The following is a 19376-nucleotide window of genomic DNA, read 5'->3' as shown; positions in this document are numbered from 1 at the left end:
ATGACCGACGCCGACCAGCCCGTCGACGTGCTCCGTCGCTACCTGAGCGGTGTCCGCGAGGCGTTGCTGTGGAAGCTCGAGGGCCTGGGGGAGCGCCAGCTCCGGCTGCCCCGCACCCCCACCGGCACGTCCTTCCTCGGCACGGTGCTGCACTGCGCCAACGTCGAGATCGGCTACTTCGGCCCGACCTTCGGCCGGGTCTGGCCCGAGCCCGACCACCCCGCGGTCATCCCGATGGACGTCTACGACAGCGACCCCCAGGCCGACTGGACCGTGCCCGTCGACCTCCTGGCCGACGAGCTGATCGCGTTCTACGGCCGGGTCGGCGCCTTCACCGACGCCGCCCTGCTCGAGCTCCCGCTCGACACCCCCGGCCGAGTGCCGTGGTGGCCCGAGGAACGCGCGGCGACCACGCTGCACCACATCGCCGTCCACGTGCTGTGCGACCTCCAGCGGCACGCCGGCCAGCTCGACATCCTCCGTGAGCAGCTCGACGGAGCCGCCGGGCTGCGCCCCGCGATGACCAACGTCCCGGACGGCGTCGACTGGCCGTCGTACGTCGCGGGGCTGACCGCGATCGCCGAGCAGTTCCCCGAGTAGTGGTCATCCCCGGAGGTTGTGCGGGGGTGGCCTGTGCTCCGGGTGCGTGCATCGCAAGGCGCCGGCGCGCAGCCATACCGTGTTGTCTAGCAAGCGGCGGCAACGCCGCGAGGTGCGTGCCCGGGGTGCAGGGCACTCGCAGAACCTCCGGGGATGCCCACGGGTGCCCACGGGCGAATACCGGTTCGCGGGGGAGCGGCCCGGGTTCCTAGACTGGCGCCGATATGTCTGGCCCGAACAGTGACTACGACCCCGTGGAGGTCGCCGCCGTGAGCCCTGCCGAGCTCGAAGCGGCGCGCGACGCCGCCCTGGCCGCGATCGCCGCCGCCACCGACCTGGAGCAGCTCAAGGCGGTGCGCACCGACCACGCCGGCGACCGCTCGCCGCTCGCCCTCGCCAACCGCGAGATCGGCGCGCTGCCTCCCCAGGCCCGCAAGGAGGCCGGCCAGCGGGTCGGCCAGGCCCGCGGCGCCGTGAGCAAGGCGCTCGCCGCGCGGCAGGAGGTGCTGGAGGCGGAGCACGAGGCGCGGATCCTCGTCGAGGAGGCGGTCGACGTGACGCTGCCGACCGACGAGTTCCCGCTCGGCGGCCGTCACCCGCTGACCACCGGCGCCGAGCTGATCGCCGACATCTTCGTCGCGATGGGCTGGGAGGTCGCCGAGGGCCCGGTCATCGAGGCGGAGTGGCTCAACTTCGACGCCCTCAACCTCGGCCCGGACCACCCGGCTCGCACCATGCAGGACACCTTCTGGACCGAGCCGGCCGACAACCACGTCGTGCTGCGCACCCACACCAGCCCGGTCCAGGCGCGCACCATGCTGACCCGCACTCCGCCGATCTACGTCGTGTGCCCCGGCCGGGTCTTCCGCACCGACGAGTACGACGCCACGCACTCGCCGATGTTCCACCAGGTCGAGGGCCTCGCCATCGACGAGGGCATCTCGATGGCGCACCTCAAGGGCACCCTCGACCACTTCGCGAGCCAGATGTTCGGCGAGGGGATCACCACCCGGTTCCGGCCGTCGTACTTCCCGTTCACCGAGCCGTCCGCCGAGGTCGACCTGGTCTGCTTCGTGTGCCGCGGTGTCGACTCCGATCAGTGCCGCACCTGTCGCGGCGAGGGCTGGATCGAGTGGGGAGGCTGCGGCGTCGTCAACCCGCGCGTGCTCCAGGCCTGCGGCGTCGACTCCGAGCGCTACTCGGGCTTCGCCTTCGGCATGGGCATCGACCGGACCCTGATGTTCCGGCACGGCCTCGAGGACCTGCGCACCCTGTTCGAGGGCGACGTGCGCTTCACCACTGCATTCGGAAGCGAGCTCTGACATGAAGGCCCCCGTCTCCTGGATCCGGGAGCTCGTCGACCTGCCCGCGTCGGTCACCACCGAGGTGCTGACCGACCGGCTCACCGCGCTCGGCCTCAAGCTCGAGGCCATCGAGGCCGCCGACATCACCGGCCCGCTCGTCATCGGCCGTGTCCTCACCCAGGACAAGGAGCCGCAGAAGAACGGCAAGGTCATCAACTGGTGCACCGTCGACGTCGGTGACGCCAACGGCACCGGCGAGCCCCAGGGCATCATCTGCGGTGCGCACAACTTCGGCCCCGGCGACCTCGTCGTCGTCGTGCTGCCGGGCGCCGTGCTGCCCGGTGGCTTCGAGATCTCCGCGCGCAAGACCTACGGCCACGTCTCGGCCGGCATGATCTGCTCGGCCCGCGAGCTCGGCATCGGTGAGGACCACGACGGCATCATCGTGCTGCCGGCCGACGCCGGTCAGCCCGGCGACGACGTGTTCGCGCTGCTCGGCCTCGACGACGAGGTCATCGAGTTCGAGATCAACCCGGACCGCGCCTACGCCCTGTCCCTGCGTGGCGTCGCCCGCGAGGCCGCGCTCGGTTTCGAGGTCCCCTTCACCGACCCGGCCGAGCGCGACCTGCCCGACGTCGACGGCAAGGCTTGGGAGGTCGTCGTCGACGACCCCGCCGGCTGCCCGGTCTTCGCCGCGCGCCTGGTGAGCGGCTTCGATCCCGCCGCCCCGACCCCGGAGTTCATGAAGCTCCGCGTCGAGCAGGCCGGCATGCGCTCCATCTCGCTGGCCGTCGACGTGACCAACTACGTCATGCTCGAGCTCGGCCAGCCGATCCACGGGTACGACGCCGACAAGGTCGCGGGAGCCCTCGGCGTCCGCCGGGCCCGGGAGGGCGAGAAGCTCACCACGCTCGACGACGCCGTGCGCGCGCTGTCCACCGAGGACCTCGTCATCACCGACGACTCCGGTCCGATCGGCCTCGCTGGCGTGATGGGTGGCGCGACCACCGAGATGTCGGGGACCACCACGCGGATCCTCGTCGAGGCCGCGCACTGGGACGCCGTCTCGATGTTCCGCACGGGCAAGCGTCACAAGCTGACCTCCGAGGCCGGCAAGCGCAACGAGCGCGGCGTGGACCCGCTGCTGCCCGGCATCGCCGCCGACCGCGTGGTCGAGCTGCTCGTCGAGCACGGCGGCGCGATCGCCGAGCCCGGCTACACCCTGGTCGGCACCGCTCCTGAGCGGCCCGCGATCACCATCGCCACCGACCTGCCCGCCCGGCTCAGCGGCATCGACATCACCGCGATGACCACTGTCGAGAACCTCCGTGCGGTCGGCGCGACGGTCACCGAGCAGGACGCCGACACCATCGAGGTCGTCCCGCCGACCTGGCGCCCCGACATCAACGACCCCTACGACCTGGTCGAGGAGGTCGTCCGGATCGTCGGCTACGACCAGGTGCCGAGCGTCCTCCCGCGGCGCGCGACCGGGGGCGGCCTGACCCGCACCCAGCGGCTGCGCCGCCAGATCGGCCGCACCCTCGCGGGTGCCGGCCTCGTCGAGGTGGTCAGCTTCCCGTTCGTCGGCGAGGCGACCTTCGACAAGCTCGGCCTGCCCGCCGACGATCCGCTGCGCGCCACCGTCGGCCTGGCCAACCCGCTCTCCAGCGAGGAGCCGGCCTACACGACCACGCTGCTGCCGGGGCTGCTCGAGGCCGCCTCCCGCAACGTCGGCCGCGGCGCTCCGGGCGTGGCCCTGTTCGAGACCGGCACCGTCGCGTTCCCGGCCGACAACGGCCCCGCGCCGATCTACGGCGTGCACACCCGGCCGTCCGAGGCGGAGCTCGAGAAGCTGGTAGAGGCCCTGCCCGTCCAGCCCCAGCACCTCGCCGTCGTCCTCGCGGGCGAGCGGCGCCGTGCGGGCTGGTGGGGTGCCGGCGCTGACGCCGGCTGGACCGACGCGCTGGCCGTCGTACGACGCCTCGCTGCCGACCTCGGCGTCACCGTCCAGGTCGCCTCGGCGGGCCGGATGCCGTGGCACCCCGGTCGCTGCGCGCTGATCAGCATCGACGGTGTCGAGATCGGCCACGCGGGCGAGCTCCACCCCAACGTGTGCCGCGCCTACGGCCTGCCTGTCCGCAGCGCCGCCGTCGAGCTCGACCTCGACGCGCTGATGGCCGCCGCCACCGAGGTCGTCCCGGGCCCGGAGTTCTCCACGATGCCGCTGGCCAAGGAGGACGTCGCGCTCGTCGTCGACGCCGGCGTCACGGTCGCGGCCGTCGAGACCGCACTGCGCGAGGGCGCGGGCGAGCTGCTGGAGTCGATCCGGCTGTTCGACGTCTACACGGGCGAGCAGATCGACGAGGGCCAGAAGTCGCTCGCGTTCGCGCTGCGCTTCCGGGCACCGGACCGCACCCTCACCGAGGCCGAGACCGGTGCCGCCCGCGATGCCGCGGTGGCCCGTGCCGCGGAGCTGACGGGAGCGGTGCAACGCTGAATCGCGGCAGGCCGGGGCCGCGGCTGCGGCTGGCCGACGAGGTCACCTGGGACGGCGTCGCCGTTCCGGGTGACCGGACGCGCACGCTGCTCGCGGCCCTGGCCGACGCCCGGGGCAAGACGGTCGGGGAGGAGTCCCTGATCGACACGATCTGGGGCGACGAGCCGCCGGCCAGCCCCACCAAGGCGCTCCAGGTGGTCGTGTCCCGTGCGCGGGCCGCGACCGCGCCCGGCGTCGTGGAGCGTGCCGGTCACGGCTACCGCCTCGCCCTCGACACCGGCGACGTCGACGTGTGGGCCAGCGACCAGGCGGTCGAGTCCGCCCGCCGGGCCGTCGCGGCCGGAGCCTGGAGCGAGGCGGCGGCGTACCTCCCGCAGCTCGACGACCATCCCGTCCTCGCCGGCCGGATCCTCGCCGCGCTCGGCCGCCACGACGAGGCGCTGCCCCTGCTCGAGACGCGCGGCACCGATGGCGACGACCTCGCCCTCGCCGCGCTGCTGCGCAGCGAGGCCGCAGTGCGCGGCGCGCCGGCCGCGCTCACCCGCTTCGAGGACCACCGGGTGCGCCTCGCCGACCGCCTCGGGGTCGATCCCGCCCCGGAGCTGCAGGCCCTCCACCACGAGCTGATGCTCCTCGACCGCCCTGTCCGCTCGGGCCTGGCCCACTACGCCAGCAGCCTGGTCGGCCGTACCGACGACCTCGCCCGGCTGCGCGGGCTGGTCGGCTCCCACCGCGTCGTGTCGATCCTCGGCCCCGGCGGGCTCGGCAAGACCCGACTGGCCCAGCTCGTCGCGGCCGAGGCCGACCAGCCCGTGGTCCACGTCGTCGAGCTCGTCGGCGTCGTCGACCCGGCCGATGTCGTCGCCGAGGTGGGCTCGGCGCTCGGCGTCCGCGACTCCCTGATCGGTCGGCACGGCCTCACCGTCGAGCAGCAGCGCGACATCCGCTCCCGGATCGCGCAGCAGCTCGACCAGGCCCCGACCCTGCTGGTCCTCGACAACTGCGAGCACCTCGTCGAGGCGGTTGCCGACCTGGTCGCCTTCCTCGTCGCCGTCACCCCGGCGCTGCGGGTGCTCACCACCACGCGGGCTCCGCTCGCCATCGCCGCTGAGCACGTCTTCGAGCTCAGCCGGCTCGGGCCGGCCGACGCCGCCGACCTGTTCCGCCAGCGCGCCCTCGCGGCCCGACCGGGTGTCGTCCTGCCCACGGCTGCCGTCGACGAGATCGTCGAGCGCCTCGACGGCCTGCCGCTCGCGATCGAGCTCGCGGCCGTCAAGGTGCGCGCGATGTCCGTCGACGACATCGCCGCCCGCCTCGAGAACCGCTTCGCACTCCTGCGCGGCGGTGACCGCAGCGCTCCCGACCGTCACCAGACGCTGCTCGCGGTCATCGACTGGTCCTGGAACCTGCTCGCCGAGCGCGACCGCCGTGGTCTGCGCCGGCTCTCCGTCTTCCAGGACGGCTTCACCCTCGGGGCGGCCGAGCGCCTGCTCGGCGACGACGCGCTCGCGTCCGTCGAGGAGCTCGTCGCCCAGTCCCTCCTGACCGTCCTCGACCCCGGCGCCGGCGGGCCGCTGCGCTACCGGATGCTCGAGACGGTTCGCGAGTTCGGCCGGATGCAGCTGGTCGACGCGGGGGAGCAGGCCGAGGCGCAGGCGGCCCACCAGGCCTGGGCGGTCGCGTACGCCGACCGGTTCGGACCGGCGATCTTCTCGCGCGAGCAGGTGGCCACCATCGACGCCGTCGCCGTCGAGGAGAACAACCTCGCGGACGCCCTGCGCAAGGCGCTCGCGGCTCCCGACCCCGACGCCGCCGTCGCGCTGATGGCGCTCCTCGGCGGCTTCTGGAGCATCCGCGGCGAGCACGCCCGCGTGATCATGCTGTGTGAGCCGCTCGCCGCTGCCGTCGCCGGCTACGAGCCCGGACCCGAGCGCGCCGACCAGACCCGGGCGGCGCTGTCCCTCACCCTGGTCAACTCGTGGGTCGCCCAGCTCGACGTGCTCACCGAGGTGCACGCCCACCTGTCCGCCCTCGGCCCCGGTACGACGAGCCCGCGGATCGCAGCGATCGTCACCGTCGTCCTGGGCGCCCGGGACTCCGGCAACACCCACGACGCCGCCGAGGCGCTGGAGTCCGCCGACCCGATGGTCCGTGGCGTCGCCCTGCAGTGGAGCAGCCACGCTCGCGAGAACACCGGCGACATCGAGGGCGCCATCGAGGCGGCCGAGCAGGCGCTCGAGGTGGTCACCGAGGACACCGGCCCGTGGAGCCGCGCGGTGCTGCACACGCAGCTCGCCGGTCTCTACAGCCAGCTCGGCGTGGTCGACCGCGCCGAGCCCCACGCCCGCGCGGCAGCGCCGGTCCTCTCCCGCCTCGGCGCCCGCGAGGACGCCCTCCAGGCGATGACCGTGTCCGCGGTCGCCGCCCTGATGCGTGACGACCCCGACGCCGCCGAGCGGGTCCTCGACGACGTGGCGGCGTACGCCGACGGCGACTACAGCGGTGGCATCGGGACGGAGGGCACCGTCCTCGCCACCCGCGCCGAGATCGCCTTCGCCCGGGGCGACCTCGACGAGGGCTGCCGGATCGTGCGCCGGGCGGCGACCACGATGAGCGCGCTGCGGTTCCCGGGCATGGGCCGTGACGCCGACCTGGCGCCCTGGACGATCTACGGCAACGGCGTCGCCGCCGTCGCCCTGGCCGCCCACGGCCGCGACGACGACGGCGCCGACCTCTACGCCTGGCTGACCGCCGCGGCGCCGCGCGTGCTGGGCCGCGAGCAGGGCTACGTCGACATCCCCGTCGTCGGGCTGCTGCTGCACGCGATCGGCATGTGGGCCCTGCGCAAGCGGGCCCTGGCCGACGCGGACGCCGTACGCCTGCTGGTCCTCGCCGAGCGCTGCGCCTACCCGCGCTTCATCCCGACCCTCGACTGGAAGCACGCCGTGACCCTCGCCGAGGAGCGCGAGCCCGGCCTGCTCGCCACCATCGACGCCGGGTACGACGAACGTCGCGGGCTCGACCTGCTGGACGAGGCCCGCGACGTCGTCGACCGCCTGTTCGGACCGGCTGTCGGGAGCGCTCAGAACTTCCGCGAGTAGGACCGCACCGCCAACGGCGCGAAGATCGCGACGACCGCGGCGCAACCCAGCAGCGCCCAGCCGACCTCGGCGGTGACCTGGCCCTCGTTGATCAGGTCGCGGCACGCGGTGACCACGTGCGAGACCGGGTTGACCTTCACGAACGCCTCCAGCCAGCCGGGCAGCGACTCGGCCGGGACGAACGCGTTGGACAGGAAGGTCAGCGGAAACATGATCAGCATCGAGATGCCCTGCACCGCCTGCGCTGACCGGGCGACCGTGCCCAGCCAGGTGAAGATCCAGGCCAGCGACCAGGCGGCCACGATGGTCAGCAGCCAGCCGCCGAGGGTGCCGAGCACACCGCCGCCGGGACGGTAGCCCATCGCGAGGCCGACCAGGATGGTCAGCGTCGAGGCGATCGTGTAACGGATGACGTCGGCCAGCGCGGGACCCGCGAGGGGAGCGATCCGGGCGATCGGAAGCGACCGGAACCGGTCGAAGACGCCCTTGTCCATGTCCTCGCGCAGCTGCGTGCCCATCGCCATGCAGGACGTGAGCGCGGTCTGGGCGAGGATGCCGGGGATGATCAGCGGCAGGTACGCGCTGACGCTGCCGGAGATCGCGCCGCCGAAGATGTAGGCGAACATCGCAGTGAACAGCAGCGGCTGGATGGTGACGTCGAAGAACTGCTCCGGGTTGCGGCGCATCTTCTTGGTCGAGCGCCACGCCATCGCCAGCGTCTGGTCGACGGTGTCGCGCAGGGTGGGGCGGGCGGAGAGCTCCGCCGGCGACAGCGGTACGGCGGCCGCCGGGTGGGTGTCGATGAGCGTGGTCATCACGCCACCTCCTCGGTCTCGTCGTCGTTCTCGTGGGTCTCGCTGTGGTGACCGGTCAGCGCCAGGAACACCTCGTCGAGGGTGGGCTGGCGCACCGTGGCGGTGGTGATCGACAGCTCGGCCTGACGCAGCGCGATGAGCACGTCGCCGGCCTGGTCCGCATGGGTCAGCGGCACGTTGAGGCCGCCGGCCTCGGGGGTGAGCACCGGGGCCTCGCCGAGCACCCGCTCGACGACCACGGCCGCGGCCGCGGTCTGGTCGCGATCGGCCAGCCGCAGGTGCAGGGTCGAGGATCCGACGCCGGACTTGAGCTGCTCCGGCGTACCCTCGGCGACCTTGCGGCCCGCGTCGATGACGGCGATCCGGTCGGCCAGCTGGTCGGCCTCGTCGAGGTACTGCGTGGTCAGCAGGATGGTCGAACCCTGCGCCACCAGCTCGCGGATGGTGTCCCACATCTGGCCGCGGGTGCGCGGGTCGAGGCCCGTGGTCGGCTCGTCCAGGAAGATGAGGGGCGGCCGCGCGATCAGCGAAGCGGCCAGGTCGAGCCGGCGTCGCATGCCGCCGGAGAAGTTCTTGATCTGCCGGGTGGCGGCCTCGGTGAGTCCGAACCGCTCGAGCAGGTCGGTGGCGATCGTGTACGCGCTCTGCCGCCGGTGCCCGAGCAGCCGGGCGAAGAGCACCAGGTTCTCGGTGGCGGTGAGGTTCTCGTCGACCGATGCGTACTGGCCCGTCACGCCGAGCAGCTGCCGCACCCGGTGCGGCTCGCTGGCGACGTCGACACCGAAGATGGAAGCGCGGCCGCTGTCGATGGGCAGCAGCGTCGCGAGCATGGACAGGGTGGTGGTCTTGCCGGCGCCGTTCGGGCCGAGCACGCCGAAGACCTCGCCGCGGGCCACCTGCAGGTCGATGCCGTCGACGGCCCGGAAGTCCCCGAAGGACTTCACCAGGCCGCTGGCATCGACCGCGAGGTCGCGTCCCGCTGCGGGAGGGTGGAGGATGTCGTTCATGAGGCCGAGCGTGCCGGGCACCGCTTTCACTCCGGTTTCAGTGGACCGGTGTCGCGGTTTCATGCACTACCCTGTATGTTCATGCACATGAGCAAGGTGAGGGTCGCCGTCGCCGGCGCCAGCGGGTACGCCGGGGGTGAGGTGCTGCGGCTGCTGCTGGGCCACCCCGACGTCGAGATCGGTTCGGTCGCCGCAGGCAGCAACGCGGGGGAGCGCCTCGGCGCCCTCCAGCCCCACCTGCTCCCGCTCGCCGACCGGGTGCTCGAGCCGACCACCGTCGAGGTGCTCGCCGGCCACGACGTCGTCTTCCTCGGCCTGCCGCACGGCCAGTCCGGCGCGCTCGCCGAGCAGCTCACGGCGCAGAACCCCGACGTCGTCGTCATCGACTGCGGCGCCGACTTCCGGCTCGAGGACGCCGCTGCCTGGGAGCAGTTCTACGGCAGTGCCCACGCCGGCACCTGGCCCTACGGCCTGCCCGAGCTCCCCGGCAACCGGGCGGCGCTGCAGGGGGCCAAGCGGGTCGCCGTACCCGGTTGCTACCCGACGATCTCCTCCCTGACCCTCGCGCCGGCCGTCGCCGCCGGTCTGGTCCTCCCCGACGTCGTGGTCGTGGCCGCCTCCGGCACCAGCGGCGCCGGCAAGGCAGCCAAGACCCACCTGCTCGGCAGCGAGGTGATGGGCAACACCAGCGCGTACGGCGTCGGCGGGGTCCACCGGCACACGCCCGAGATCACCCAGAACCTCGGTCGGCTCACCGACGCCGAGGTGAAGGTCAGCTTCACGCCGCTGCTCGTCCCCATGTCCCGCGGCATCCTCGCCACCTGCTCGGCACCGCTGGCAGCACCGGTCACGGCCGAGGAGGCACACGTCGCCTACGTCAAGGCGTACGCGGACGAGCCGTTCATCCACGTCCTGCCCGCCGGCCAGTGGCCGCAGACCCAGTCGGTGCTCGGCTCGAACGCCGTGCACCTGCAGGTCACCGTCGACGAGGCCGCCGGGAGGCTGGTCGCCGTCGGCGCCATCGACAACCTCGCCAAGGGCACTGCCGGCGCCGCCGTGCAGTGCATGAACCTCGCCCTCGGTCTCGACGAGACCACGGGCCTGAGCACCGTAGGACTGGCCCCGTGACCGAGCAGACCGAGACCGAGCAGACCGAGACGACCGAGCAGGGCACCTACTCGCTGTCCCGCTTCCCGGAGACCCTCGCGGTCGTCCGGCTCGCCCCCGGGGCCGAGATCCCGCTGTGGGCCGAGTCCTCCTCGGTGTTCTCGATCACCGCGACGGCGACCGAGACCTCGCTGGTCTGCGCCGGCCGCAGCGTGCCGAAGAAGGCGCGCCACCAGAAGCCGCTCACCGCCTTCTGCGTCGACGGCGAGCTCGACCTGTCCGCGGTCGGCATCCTGGTCGCCCTGCTGACCCCGCTGGCCGAGGCGGAGATCCCGGTCTTCACCCTCTCCACCTTCGACACCGACTGGATCCTCGTTCCGACCGGGATGGCAGACAAGGCCGAGGAGGCCTGGCGACGATCGGGGCACACCGTCGCCCCCGCCGTCCCTGCCTGAACCGTCCCGAAGGAACCCCAGAACCCATGAGCGTCACCCACCCCGCCGGCTTCGTCGCCGCCGGCGCCGCGATCGGCCTGAAGTCGACCGGCAAGAAGGACTTCGCCCTCGTCGTCAACCAGGGCCCCACGTTCGACTCCGCCTCGGTCTTCACCAGCAACCGCTGCAAGGCCAACCCCGTGCTGTGGAGCGAGCAGGTCGTCAAGGACGGCGTCGTGCGCGCCGTCGTCCTCAACTCCGGCGGCGCCAACTGCTACACCGGCCCCGAGGGCTTCCAGACCACCCACCAGGTCGCTGAGAAGGTCGGCGAGCTCGTCGGCATCGCTGCCGGTGACGTGGTCGTCTGCTCCACCGGCCTGATCGGCCTGGTCAACGACCGGCAGACCCTGCTCGACGGCGTCGGCACCCTCCACGCGCAGCTCTCCGCCGAGGGCGGCAACGACGCGGCCGAGGCGATCATGACCACCGACACCGTCAGCAAGCAGGTCGTCGTCGAGGGTGACGGCTGGTCCATCGGTGGCATGGCCAAGGGTGCGGGCATGCTCGCCCCGGCCCTCGCCACGATGCTCGTCGTGATCACGACCGACGCCGTCGTACCCGCTGCCGACCTCGACGCCGCCCTCCGCGCCGCCACCCGGGTCAGCTTCGACCGGCTCGACTCCGACGGCTGCCAGTCGACCAACGACACCGTCACCCTGATGTCCAGCGGCGCGTCCGGTGTGACGCCGGGCCTGTCCGACTTCACCGCTGCGCTCACCGAGGTCTGCCGCTCGCTGGCGGTCCAGCTGCTCGCCGACGCCGAGGGCGCCGACCACGAGATCGCGATCACCACGCTCAACGCCGCGTCCGAGGACGACGCGGTCGAGGTCGGCCGCAGCGTCGCCCGGAGCAACCTGTTCAAGGCCGCCGTCTTCGGCAAGGACCCCAACTGGGGTCGGGTCCTCGCCTCCGTCGGTACGACGCAGGCCGCGTTCGACCCCGCGAACCTTGACGTCGCGATGAACGGCATCTGGGTGTGCCGCAACAGCACGCCGGCCGAGGATCCGTCGCTCGTCGACCTGTCCGACCGGAAGGTCACCGTCACCATCGACCTGAAGTCCGGTGACGCCGAGGCCACCGTGTGGACCAACGACCTGACCCACGCCTACGTCCACGAGAACAGCGCGTACTCCTCATGAGCGACGACACCGAGTCCCACGAGCCCGGCAAGCCCGACCAGTTCAAGGCCCACACCCTCGCGGGGGCGCTGCCCTGGCTGAAGGCGTACCACGGAAAAATCGTGGTCATCAAGTACGGCGGCAACGCCATGACCGACGAGACCCTCAAGCGCGCCTTCGCCGAGGACATCGCGTTCCTGCGCTTCGCCGGCTTCCGCCCGGTCGTCGTGCACGGCGGCGGCCCCCAGATCTCCACCATGCTCGACCGGCTCGGCATCGAGTCGGAGTTCCGCGGCGGCCTTCGGGTCACCACGCCCGAGGCGATGGACGTCGTCCGCATGGTGCTCGTCGGCCAGGTCCAGCGCGAGCTGGTCGGCCTGATCAACGAGCACGGCCCGCTCGCGGTCGGTCTGTCCGGCGAGGACGCCGGCCTCTTCACCGCCGAGCAGACCGGCACCATCGTCGACGGCGAGGAGGTCGACCTCGGCCTGGTCGGCGAGGTCGCCCAGGTCCGCCCCGAGGCGGTCCTCGACCTGATCGAGGCCGGCCGGATCCCGGTCGTGTCCAGCGTCGCGCCCGACGTCGACGGTGTCGTCCACAACGTCAACGCCGACTCCGCCGCGGCCTCGCTGGCCGCCGCCCTCGGCGCCGAGAAGCTGCTCGTCCTCACCGACGTCGAGGGCCTCTACCTCGACTGGCCGGACCCCGAGGAGGTCATCGGCGAGATCAGCCCAGAGGCGCTGGAGGAGATCCTCCCCTCGCTCGCCAGCGGCATGATCCCGAAGATGAGCGCCTGCCTGCAGGCGGTCCGCGACGGCGTGAAGCGCGCGACCGTCGTCGACGGGCGCCAGGCGCACGCCGTGCTGCTCGAGCTGTTCACCGACGAGGGCGTCGGCACGCAGGTGCTGCCCGGAGTCACCACCAAGACCCGCAAGGCCCGGGAGGCCCTCAAGTGACCGCCACCGAGCCCGGCAACCGGGAGTGGACCGAGCGCTACGCCGGTGCGCTGATGAACACCTTCGGCCCGCCCAAGACCGTCCTGGTCCGCGGCGAGGGCGCCCACGTCTGGGACGCCGACGGCCGTGAGTACGTCGACCTGCTCGGCGGCATCGCCGTCAACGCGCTCGGCCACGGCCACCCGCGCTTGGTCGCCGCCGTCACCGAGCAACTGCAGACCCTCGGCCACATCTCGAACTTCTTCGCCAGCGGCCCGCAGATCACGCTCGCCGAGCGGCTCGTGGGTCTCCTCGGCACCGAGGCCCGGGTGTTCTTCACGAACTCCGGCGCCGAGGCCAACGAGGCCGCGTTCAAGCTGACCCGGCGCACCGGCCGCACCAAGATCGTCGCCACCGAGGGCTCGTTCCACGGCCGCACCATGGGCGCGCTCGCCCTGACCTCGAAGCTCGCCTACCGCGAGCCCTTCGAGCCGCTGCCCGGTGACGTCGTCTTCGTCCCGTACGGCGACGCCGCCGCTCTCGAGGCCGCCGTCGACCGCGACACCGCGGCGATCCTGGTCGAGCCGGTGCAGGGGGAGGCCGGCGTCATCGTGCCGCCGCGTGACTACCTGCCGACCGCGCAGCGGATCGCCCACGAGAACGGCGCACTCCTCTGGCTCGACGAGATCCAGACCGGCGTCGGCCGCACCGGCACGTGGTTCGCCCACCAGAACCCCGCCCTCGTCGACGCCCCGGTCACGCCTGACATCGTCACCCTCGCCAAGGGCCTCGCCGGCGGGATCCCGATCGGGGCCTGCCTGGCCACCCACGGCGCCGGCAAGCTCTTCGACCCGGGCAACCACGGCACCACCTTCGGCGGCAACCCGGTCGCCGCGGCCGCGGCGCTCGCCGTGCTCGACGTGATCGCCGAGGAGGACCTGCTCGCCCGCGCGACCGCCCAGGGCGCCGCGCTGCGCAAGGTCGCCGGCGCCGATCCCCGCGTCGTCGAGACGCGCGGCGAGGGCCTCCTCGTCGGGTTGACCCTCGCCGAGCCGAAGGCCGCCGAGGTCGTGACGGCCGCTCAGGATGCGGGCTTCCTCCTCAACGCCGCCACCCCCGAGCGGGTCCGGATGGCCCCGCCCCTCAACCTCGCCGACGCCGACGTCGCCGCGTTCGCGGCGGCCTGGCCGGCGATCCTCGACCACGCCTTCGACCCGGCCGGAGTGACCGCATGACTCGCTCGTTCCTCCGCGACGACGACCTGACCCCGGCCGAGCAGGCCGAGGTCCTCGACCTCGCGGCCAAGCTGAAGGCCGAGCCCTACGGCCACCAGCCGCTGGCCGGTCCGCGCACCGTCGCGATGATCTTCGACAAGCCGACCCTGCGCACCCAGGCCTCCTTCGCCGCCGGCATCGCCGAGCTCGGCGGCCACCCGATGCTCGTCGACGGCACGCTCGCCGGCATCGGCAAGCGCGAGTCGGTCGCCGACGTCGCCCGGGTGCTCGGCCGCCAGGCCTCGCAGATCGTGTGGCGCACCTACGCCCAGACGAACCTCGACGAGATGGCGGCCTACGCCGGCGTACCGGTCGTCAACGCCCTCACCGACGAGTTCCACCCCTGCCAGCTGCTGGCCGACCTACTCACCATCCGCGAGCACAAGGGCGACCTGGCCGGTCTGACCGCTGCCTTCCTCGGCGACGGCGCCTGCAACATGGGCAACTCCTGGCTGCTCGCCGGCGCCACCGCCGGCATGCACGTGCGGATCAGCGGGCCCGACGGCTACGTCCCGGACGAGGCCATGTTCGCCCGCGCCAACGAGATCGGCGCTGCCACCGGCGGCTCCGGCGCCGCCGTCGCCGACCCGCGCGACGCCGTCGCCGGTGCCGACATCGTCATCACCGACACCTGGGTCTCGATGGGCAAGGAGGACGAGCGCGATGCCCGCCGCGCGGTCTTCGGTCCCTGGGCGGTCACCTCCGGGCTCGTCGCCGACGCGGCGCCCGACGCCGTCGTCATGCACTGCCTGCCGGCGTACCGCGGCATGGAGATCGCCGCCGAGGTCCTCGACGGTCCGCAGAGCGTCGTGTGGGACGAGGCCGAGAACCGCCGCCACGCCCAGAAGGCGATCCTCACCTGGCTCGAGGGCAAGCGGTCCTGACATGAGCGAGCACGCCCTGACCCCGATGACGAAGAGCGCCCGGCAGGCGATCGTCGTCGAGCTCCTGGAGACCCGCGAGGTGCGCTCCCAGCCCGAGCTCGCCGACCTGCTGGGCAGCCGGGGCGTGCACGTCACCCAGGCCACCCTGAGCCGCGACCTCGTCGAGCTCGACGCGGTCAAGGTCCGCTCGACCACCGGCACCCTCGTGTACGCCGTCCCCGCCGAGGGCGGCAACCGCTCCCCGGTGACGGGGGAGAGCGCCGCCTCCCAGCACCGCCTCTCCCGGCTGGCCTCCGAGCTGCTGGTCAGCGCCGAGGGCAGCGCCAACCTGGTCGTTCTCCGCACCCCGCCCGGCGCGGCCCAGTTCCTGGCCAGCGCGATCGACAAGGTCGAGCTCGCCGACGTGCTCGGAACCATCGCCGGGGACGACACTGTGCTCGTGATCGGGCGCGATCCCGCCGGGGGAGACGCCCTGGCCCACAAGTTCACCGCACTCGCCGAGGGCGACACCCGAAAGGATTCACAGAGTTGAGCAAGGTCCTGACCTCCCTTCCCCAGGGAGAGCGCGTCGGTATCGCCTTCTCCGGCGGCCTCGACACCTCCGTCGCGGTGGCGTGGATGCGCGACAAGGGTGCGATCCCCTGCACCTACACCGCTGACATCGGTCAGCCGGACGAGCCCGACATCGCGGGTGTCCCCGCGCGTGCGAAGCAGTACGGCGCCGAGATCGCCCGTGCCGTCGACATCAAGCCCCAGCTCGTCGAGGAGGGCCTCGCCGCCCTGGCGTGCGGTGCCTTCCACATCCGCTCCGGCGCCAAGGCGTACTTCAACACCACCCCGCTCGGCCGCGCCGTCACCGGCACCATGCTGGTCCGCGCGATGCAGGCCGACGGCGTCAACATCTGGGGTGACGGCTCGACCTACAAGGGCAACGACATCGAGCGGTTCTACCGCTACGGCCTGATGGCCAACCCCGAGCTGCGGATCTACAAGCCGTGGCTCGACGCCGACTTCGTCAACGAGCTCGGCGGCCGCCACGAGATGAGCGAGTGGCTCGTCGAGCACGGCCTGCCCTACCGCGACTCGACCGAGAAGGCCTACTCCACCGACGCCAACATCTGGGGTGCCACCCACGAGGCCAAGGTCCTCGAGCACCTGGACGTCTCGCTCGAGATCGTCGAGCCGATCATGGGCGTGAAGTTCTGGGACCCGTCGGTCGCGATCGAGACCGAGGACGTCGCCATCACCTTCGAGGCCGGTCGCCCCGTCGCCATCAACGGTCGGCGGTACGACGACGCGGTGGCCCTGGTCACCGAGGCGAACACCATCGGCGGTCGCCACGGCCTCGGCATGTCCGACCAGATCGAGAACCGGATCATCGAGGCCAAGTCCCGCGGCATCTACGAGGCGCCCGGCATGGCACTGCTGTTCGCGGCGTACGAGCGCCTGCTCAACGCGATCCACAACGAGGACACCCTCGCGAACTACCACCTCGAGGGCCGCAAGCTCGGCCGCCTGCTCTACGAGGGCCGCTGGCTCGACCCGCAGGCGCTGATGCTGCGGGAGTCCATCCAGCGCTGGATCGCCTCGCTCGTCACCGGCACGGTCACCCTGCGCCTGCGTCGCGGCGACGACTACACGATCCTGCGCACCGAGGGCGAGAACTTCTCCTACCACCCGGAGAAGCTGTCCATGGAGCGCGTCGAGAACGCCGCCTTCGGCCCGACCGACCGGATCGGCCAGCTGACGATGCGCAACCTCGACATCGCCGACTCGCGCGCCAAGCTCGAGGCGTACGCCGGCCAGCCGCTCGACCAGGGCACCGTCCTCGTCGAGAACGGCACCCTGTTCGGTGAGCTCCCCGCGGGTGGCTACGAGCAGATCACCGCCAACCCCGAGGGCGGCGACGAGGGCGAGGCGATCCTCGAGGACGTGGCGATGGAGCTCGGGACCGACTGATGCACCACGAGCCCACCAGGCGCACCGTGGCCCGGGTGCTCCCGGTCAGCAGTGAGGACAAGGTCCTGCTGCTGCTCGGGTGCGACCCGGCCGTGCCGGAGGTCCGGTACTGGTTCACCGTCGGGGGAGCCGCCGACGCGGGGGAGTCCCTCGCCGAGGCGGCGGCCCGCGAGCTGCGCGAGGAGACGGGTGTGGTCGTCGCGCCCGCCGCGCTCGGTGAGCCGTACGGCACCTTCGAGGTGGAGTTCTCGTGGGACGGGCGTGACTACGTCAACGAGTCGACGCTGTTCGCGGTCGCGCTCGACGAGACGGATGCAGGAGCGATCAGCTTCGCGGGCCTGGACCTGCTGGAGTCGCAGTCGATCTTCGACGCGGCCTGGTGGACCCCCGAGGAGCTCGACCGTGACGGCCGCGCGGTGGACCCGCGGCTGATCGACCAGATGCGGGCGGCGATCGCGCACGTCCGGCAGAACTGACAGGACGGAACCAGCGCAATGAGCACCAACACCGGCAAGCTGTGGGGCGGACGCTTCGAGGGCGGACCCTCGCCGGAGCTGGACGCGCTGTCGCGCTCGACGCACTTCGACTGGCGGCTGGGTCTGTACGACATCGCCGGCTCCCACGCCCACGCCAAGGCGCTCGGCGCCGCGGGCCTGCTCACCACCGACGAGGAGGCCGAGCTGCACCGCGGCCTCGACGTCCTCGCCGCCAGGTTCACCGACGGCTCCCTGCAGCCGGACCCCTCCGACGAGGACGTGCATGGCGCCCTCGAACGGCTCCTCATCGAGGAGGTCGGTCCCGACGTCGGCGGCAAGCTCCGCGCCGGCCGCTCGCGCAACGACCAGATCGCCACCCTCTTCCGCTGCTACCTGCTCGACCACTCGGTGACGGTGGGTGAGCTGGTCCTCGACCTGGTCGACGCGCTCGCCGGGCAGGCCGAGCAGCACCTCACCTCGGTCGACGGGGGACCGGCGATCATGCCGGGCCGCACCCACCTCCAGCACGCCCAGCCGGTGCTGCTCTCGCACCACCTGCTCGCGCACGCCTGGGCCCTGCTCCGTGACGTCGAGCGGCTCGGCGACTGGCGCCGGCGCGTGGCCGGCGACTCGCCTTACGGCTCCGGCGCGCTGGCCGGCCAGAGCCTCGGCCTCGACCCCGAGCTGGTCGCCCGCGAGCTGGGGTTCACCGGCTCCACCGCCAACTCCATCGACGGCACGGCGTCGCGCGACTTCGTCGCGGAGTTCGCCTACGTCGCCGCCCAGACCGGCATCGACGTCAGCCGGATCGCGGAGGAGGTCATCCTCTGGGCGACCAAGGAGTTCGGCTTCGCGACGCTCCACGACTCCTGGTCGACCGGGTCGAGCATCATGCCGCAGAAGAAGAACCCCGACGTCTCCGAGCTCGCCCGCGGCAAGGCCGGACGCCTCGTCGGCAACCTGACCGGCCTGCTCACCACGCTCAAGGCCCTCCCGCTCGCCTACAACCGCGATCTCCAGGAGGACAAGGAGCCGGTGTTCGACTCCGTCGACACCCTCGAGGTGCTGCTTCCCGCCTTCACCGGCCAGGTCGCGACCCTCGTGTTCGACACCGACCGGATGGGGGAGCTGGCTCCCCAGGGGTTCTCGCTCGCCACCGACATCGCCGAGTGGCTCGTGAAGCAGGGCGTGCCGTTCCGGATCGCCCACGAGCTCGCCGGCGCCTGCGTCCGCGAGTGCGAGGGCCTCGGGATCGAGCTCGACCAGCTCAGCGACGAGCAGTTCGCCGCCATCTCGCCCCACCTGACCCCCGAGGTCCGCACCGTCCTGACCGTCGAGGGATCGGTCGCGTCGCGCGACGGCCGGGGCGGCACCGCTCCGGTCCGCGTGGCCGAGCAGCTCGCTGACCTGCGCAAACGCGTCCAGGAGACCCGCTCCGCAGGCTGAGCGGCACCCCGATTTGCAACGACCAGGACGCGTCCTGTTAATGTTCCACTCGTTGCGGGGAACGCAGCGAGAACCTCCGGGGCCAGGCCCCAAACACGAGGATCTCGGCGCGTCCGCAGCACGGTTCAGACCCGGTCTGAGGCTCCGGTAGCCCGGAGTTGACGAGCGGAAGACGAACCACTAATGTTTCACAGGTTGCCCCGCGACCGAAGCCCGATGGGCCGAAGCGCGAGTGCGTGTGATGTTTGAGAACTCAACAGTGTGTCATGCATAGATTGTTGTGACGTTTGTGTGCACTCGATCCGTAAGGGTTGGGTGTGTGTTTTCGGCAATGATGATTCTGATGACAAGTTTGTCAG

16 protein-coding genes are annotated in these 19376 nt (G+C 72.1%); 14 read left to right on the top strand and 2 right to left on the bottom strand.

Annotation, left to right across the window (positions count from 1 at the left end; all coding sequences use genetic code 11):
• The 4 genes from ACZYRU_RS26685 (at position 1) to ACZYRU_RS26670 (ending at position 7502) form a co-directional block, all read left to right on the top strand.
• Positions 1-600 (top strand): DinB family protein, encoded by a 600-nt coding sequence (locus tag ACZYRU_RS26685; RefSeq protein WP_488960140.1) that lies wholly within the window; start codon positions 1-3, stop codon positions 598-600.
• 224 nt (positions 601-824) lie between these two features.
• Positions 825-1922, top strand: a complete 1098-nt coding sequence (gene pheS / locus ACZYRU_RS26680; RefSeq protein WP_488960139.1) for a phenylalanine--tRNA ligase subunit alpha — start codon at positions 825-827, stop codon at positions 1920-1922.
• 1 nt (position 1923) lies between these two features.
• Entirely contained in the window at positions 1924-4401 is a 2478-nt protein-coding gene (gene pheT / locus ACZYRU_RS26675; protein WP_488960138.1) for a phenylalanine--tRNA ligase subunit beta, read from the top strand.
• Between the two features lie 194 nt (positions 4402-4595).
• Positions 4596-7502 carry an ATP-binding protein gene (locus ACZYRU_RS26670; protein ID WP_488960137.1) on the top strand — a complete coding sequence of 969 codons (2907 nt, stop codon included), beginning with the start codon at positions 4596-4598 and terminating at the stop codon, positions 7500-7502.
• Here the strand turns inward: ACZYRU_RS26670 and ACZYRU_RS26665 are convergent.
• Both ACZYRU_RS26665 and ACZYRU_RS26660 read right to left on the bottom strand, forming a co-directional pair.
• On the bottom strand, positions 7484-8317 hold the full coding sequence (locus ACZYRU_RS26665; protein WP_488960136.1) for an ABC transporter permease: 834 nt from the start codon (positions 8315-8317) through the stop codon (positions 7484-7486). The two genes, ACZYRU_RS26670 and ACZYRU_RS26665, sit on opposite strands and share 19 nt — an antisense overlap.
• Positions 8317-9324 carry an ATP-binding cassette domain-containing protein gene (locus tag ACZYRU_RS26660; RefSeq protein ID WP_488960135.1) on the bottom strand — a complete coding sequence of 336 codons (1008 nt, stop codon included), beginning with the start codon at positions 9322-9324 and terminating at the stop codon, positions 8317-8319. Before ACZYRU_RS26660 ends, ACZYRU_RS26665 begins: the two co-directional genes overlap by 1 nt.
• 81 nt (positions 9325-9405) lie before the next feature.
• Here ACZYRU_RS26660 and argC point away from each other — a divergent pair, with 81 nt between their 5' ends.
• From argC to argH, 10 genes are read left to right on the top strand one after another with little or no spacing between them, the layout of a single operon-like run.
• A complete protein-coding gene (argC, locus tag ACZYRU_RS26655; RefSeq protein WP_488960134.1) occupies positions 9406-10452 on the top strand; it encodes an N-acetyl-gamma-glutamyl-phosphate reductase in 1047 nt (348 codons plus the stop codon).
• Complete coding sequence (locus ACZYRU_RS26650; RefSeq protein WP_488960133.1) at positions 10449-10886, top strand: ACT domain-containing protein; 438 nt, start codon at positions 10449-10451, stop codon at positions 10884-10886. Before argC ends, ACZYRU_RS26650 begins: the two co-directional genes overlap by 4 nt.
• A 26-nt stretch (positions 10887-10912) precedes the next feature.
• Complete coding sequence (argJ, locus tag ACZYRU_RS26645; RefSeq protein WP_488960132.1) at positions 10913-12064, top strand: bifunctional glutamate N-acetyltransferase/amino-acid acetyltransferase ArgJ; 1152 nt, start codon at positions 10913-10915, stop codon at positions 12062-12064.
• Positions 12061-12999, top strand: a complete 939-nt coding sequence (gene argB, locus ACZYRU_RS26640) for an acetylglutamate kinase (protein ID WP_488960131.1) — start codon at positions 12061-12063, stop codon at positions 12997-12999. Before argJ ends, argB begins: the two co-directional genes overlap by 4 nt.
• The gene (locus tag ACZYRU_RS26635) at positions 12996-14213 is read left to right on the top strand and encodes an acetylornithine transaminase (protein ID WP_488960130.1); all 1218 of its coding nucleotides are present in this window, start codon (positions 12996-12998) and stop codon (positions 14211-14213) included. Before argB ends, ACZYRU_RS26635 begins: the two co-directional genes overlap by 4 nt.
• Positions 14210-15136, top strand: a complete 927-nt coding sequence (gene argF, locus ACZYRU_RS26630) for an ornithine carbamoyltransferase (RefSeq protein ID WP_488960129.1) — start codon at positions 14210-14212, stop codon at positions 15134-15136. Before ACZYRU_RS26635 ends, argF begins: the two co-directional genes overlap by 4 nt.
• Before the next feature lies 1 nt (position 15137).
• Complete coding sequence (locus ACZYRU_RS26625) at positions 15138-15668, top strand: arginine repressor (protein WP_488960128.1); 531 nt, start codon at positions 15138-15140, stop codon at positions 15666-15668.
• Positions 15665-17095, top strand: a complete 1431-nt coding sequence (gene argG / locus ACZYRU_RS26620; RefSeq protein ID WP_488960127.1) for an argininosuccinate synthase — start codon at positions 15665-15667, stop codon at positions 17093-17095. Before ACZYRU_RS26625 ends, argG begins: the two co-directional genes overlap by 4 nt.
• A complete protein-coding gene (locus ACZYRU_RS26615) occupies positions 17095-17571 on the top strand; it encodes an NUDIX hydrolase (RefSeq protein ID WP_488960126.1) in 477 nt (158 codons plus the stop codon). The genes argG and ACZYRU_RS26615 overlap by 1 nt, the downstream gene beginning before the upstream one ends.
• An 18-nt stretch (positions 17572-17589) precedes the next feature.
• Positions 17590-19017 carry an argininosuccinate lyase gene (argH, locus tag ACZYRU_RS26610; protein ID WP_488960125.1) on the top strand — a complete coding sequence of 476 codons (1428 nt, stop codon included), beginning with the start codon at positions 17590-17592 and terminating at the stop codon, positions 19015-19017.
• The last annotated feature ends 359 nt before the right edge of the window (positions 19018-19376 follow it).

Source organism: Nocardioides sp. F233 (genome assembly GCF_057813895.1).
This window is presented reverse-complemented; position numbering and strand designations above follow the sequence as displayed.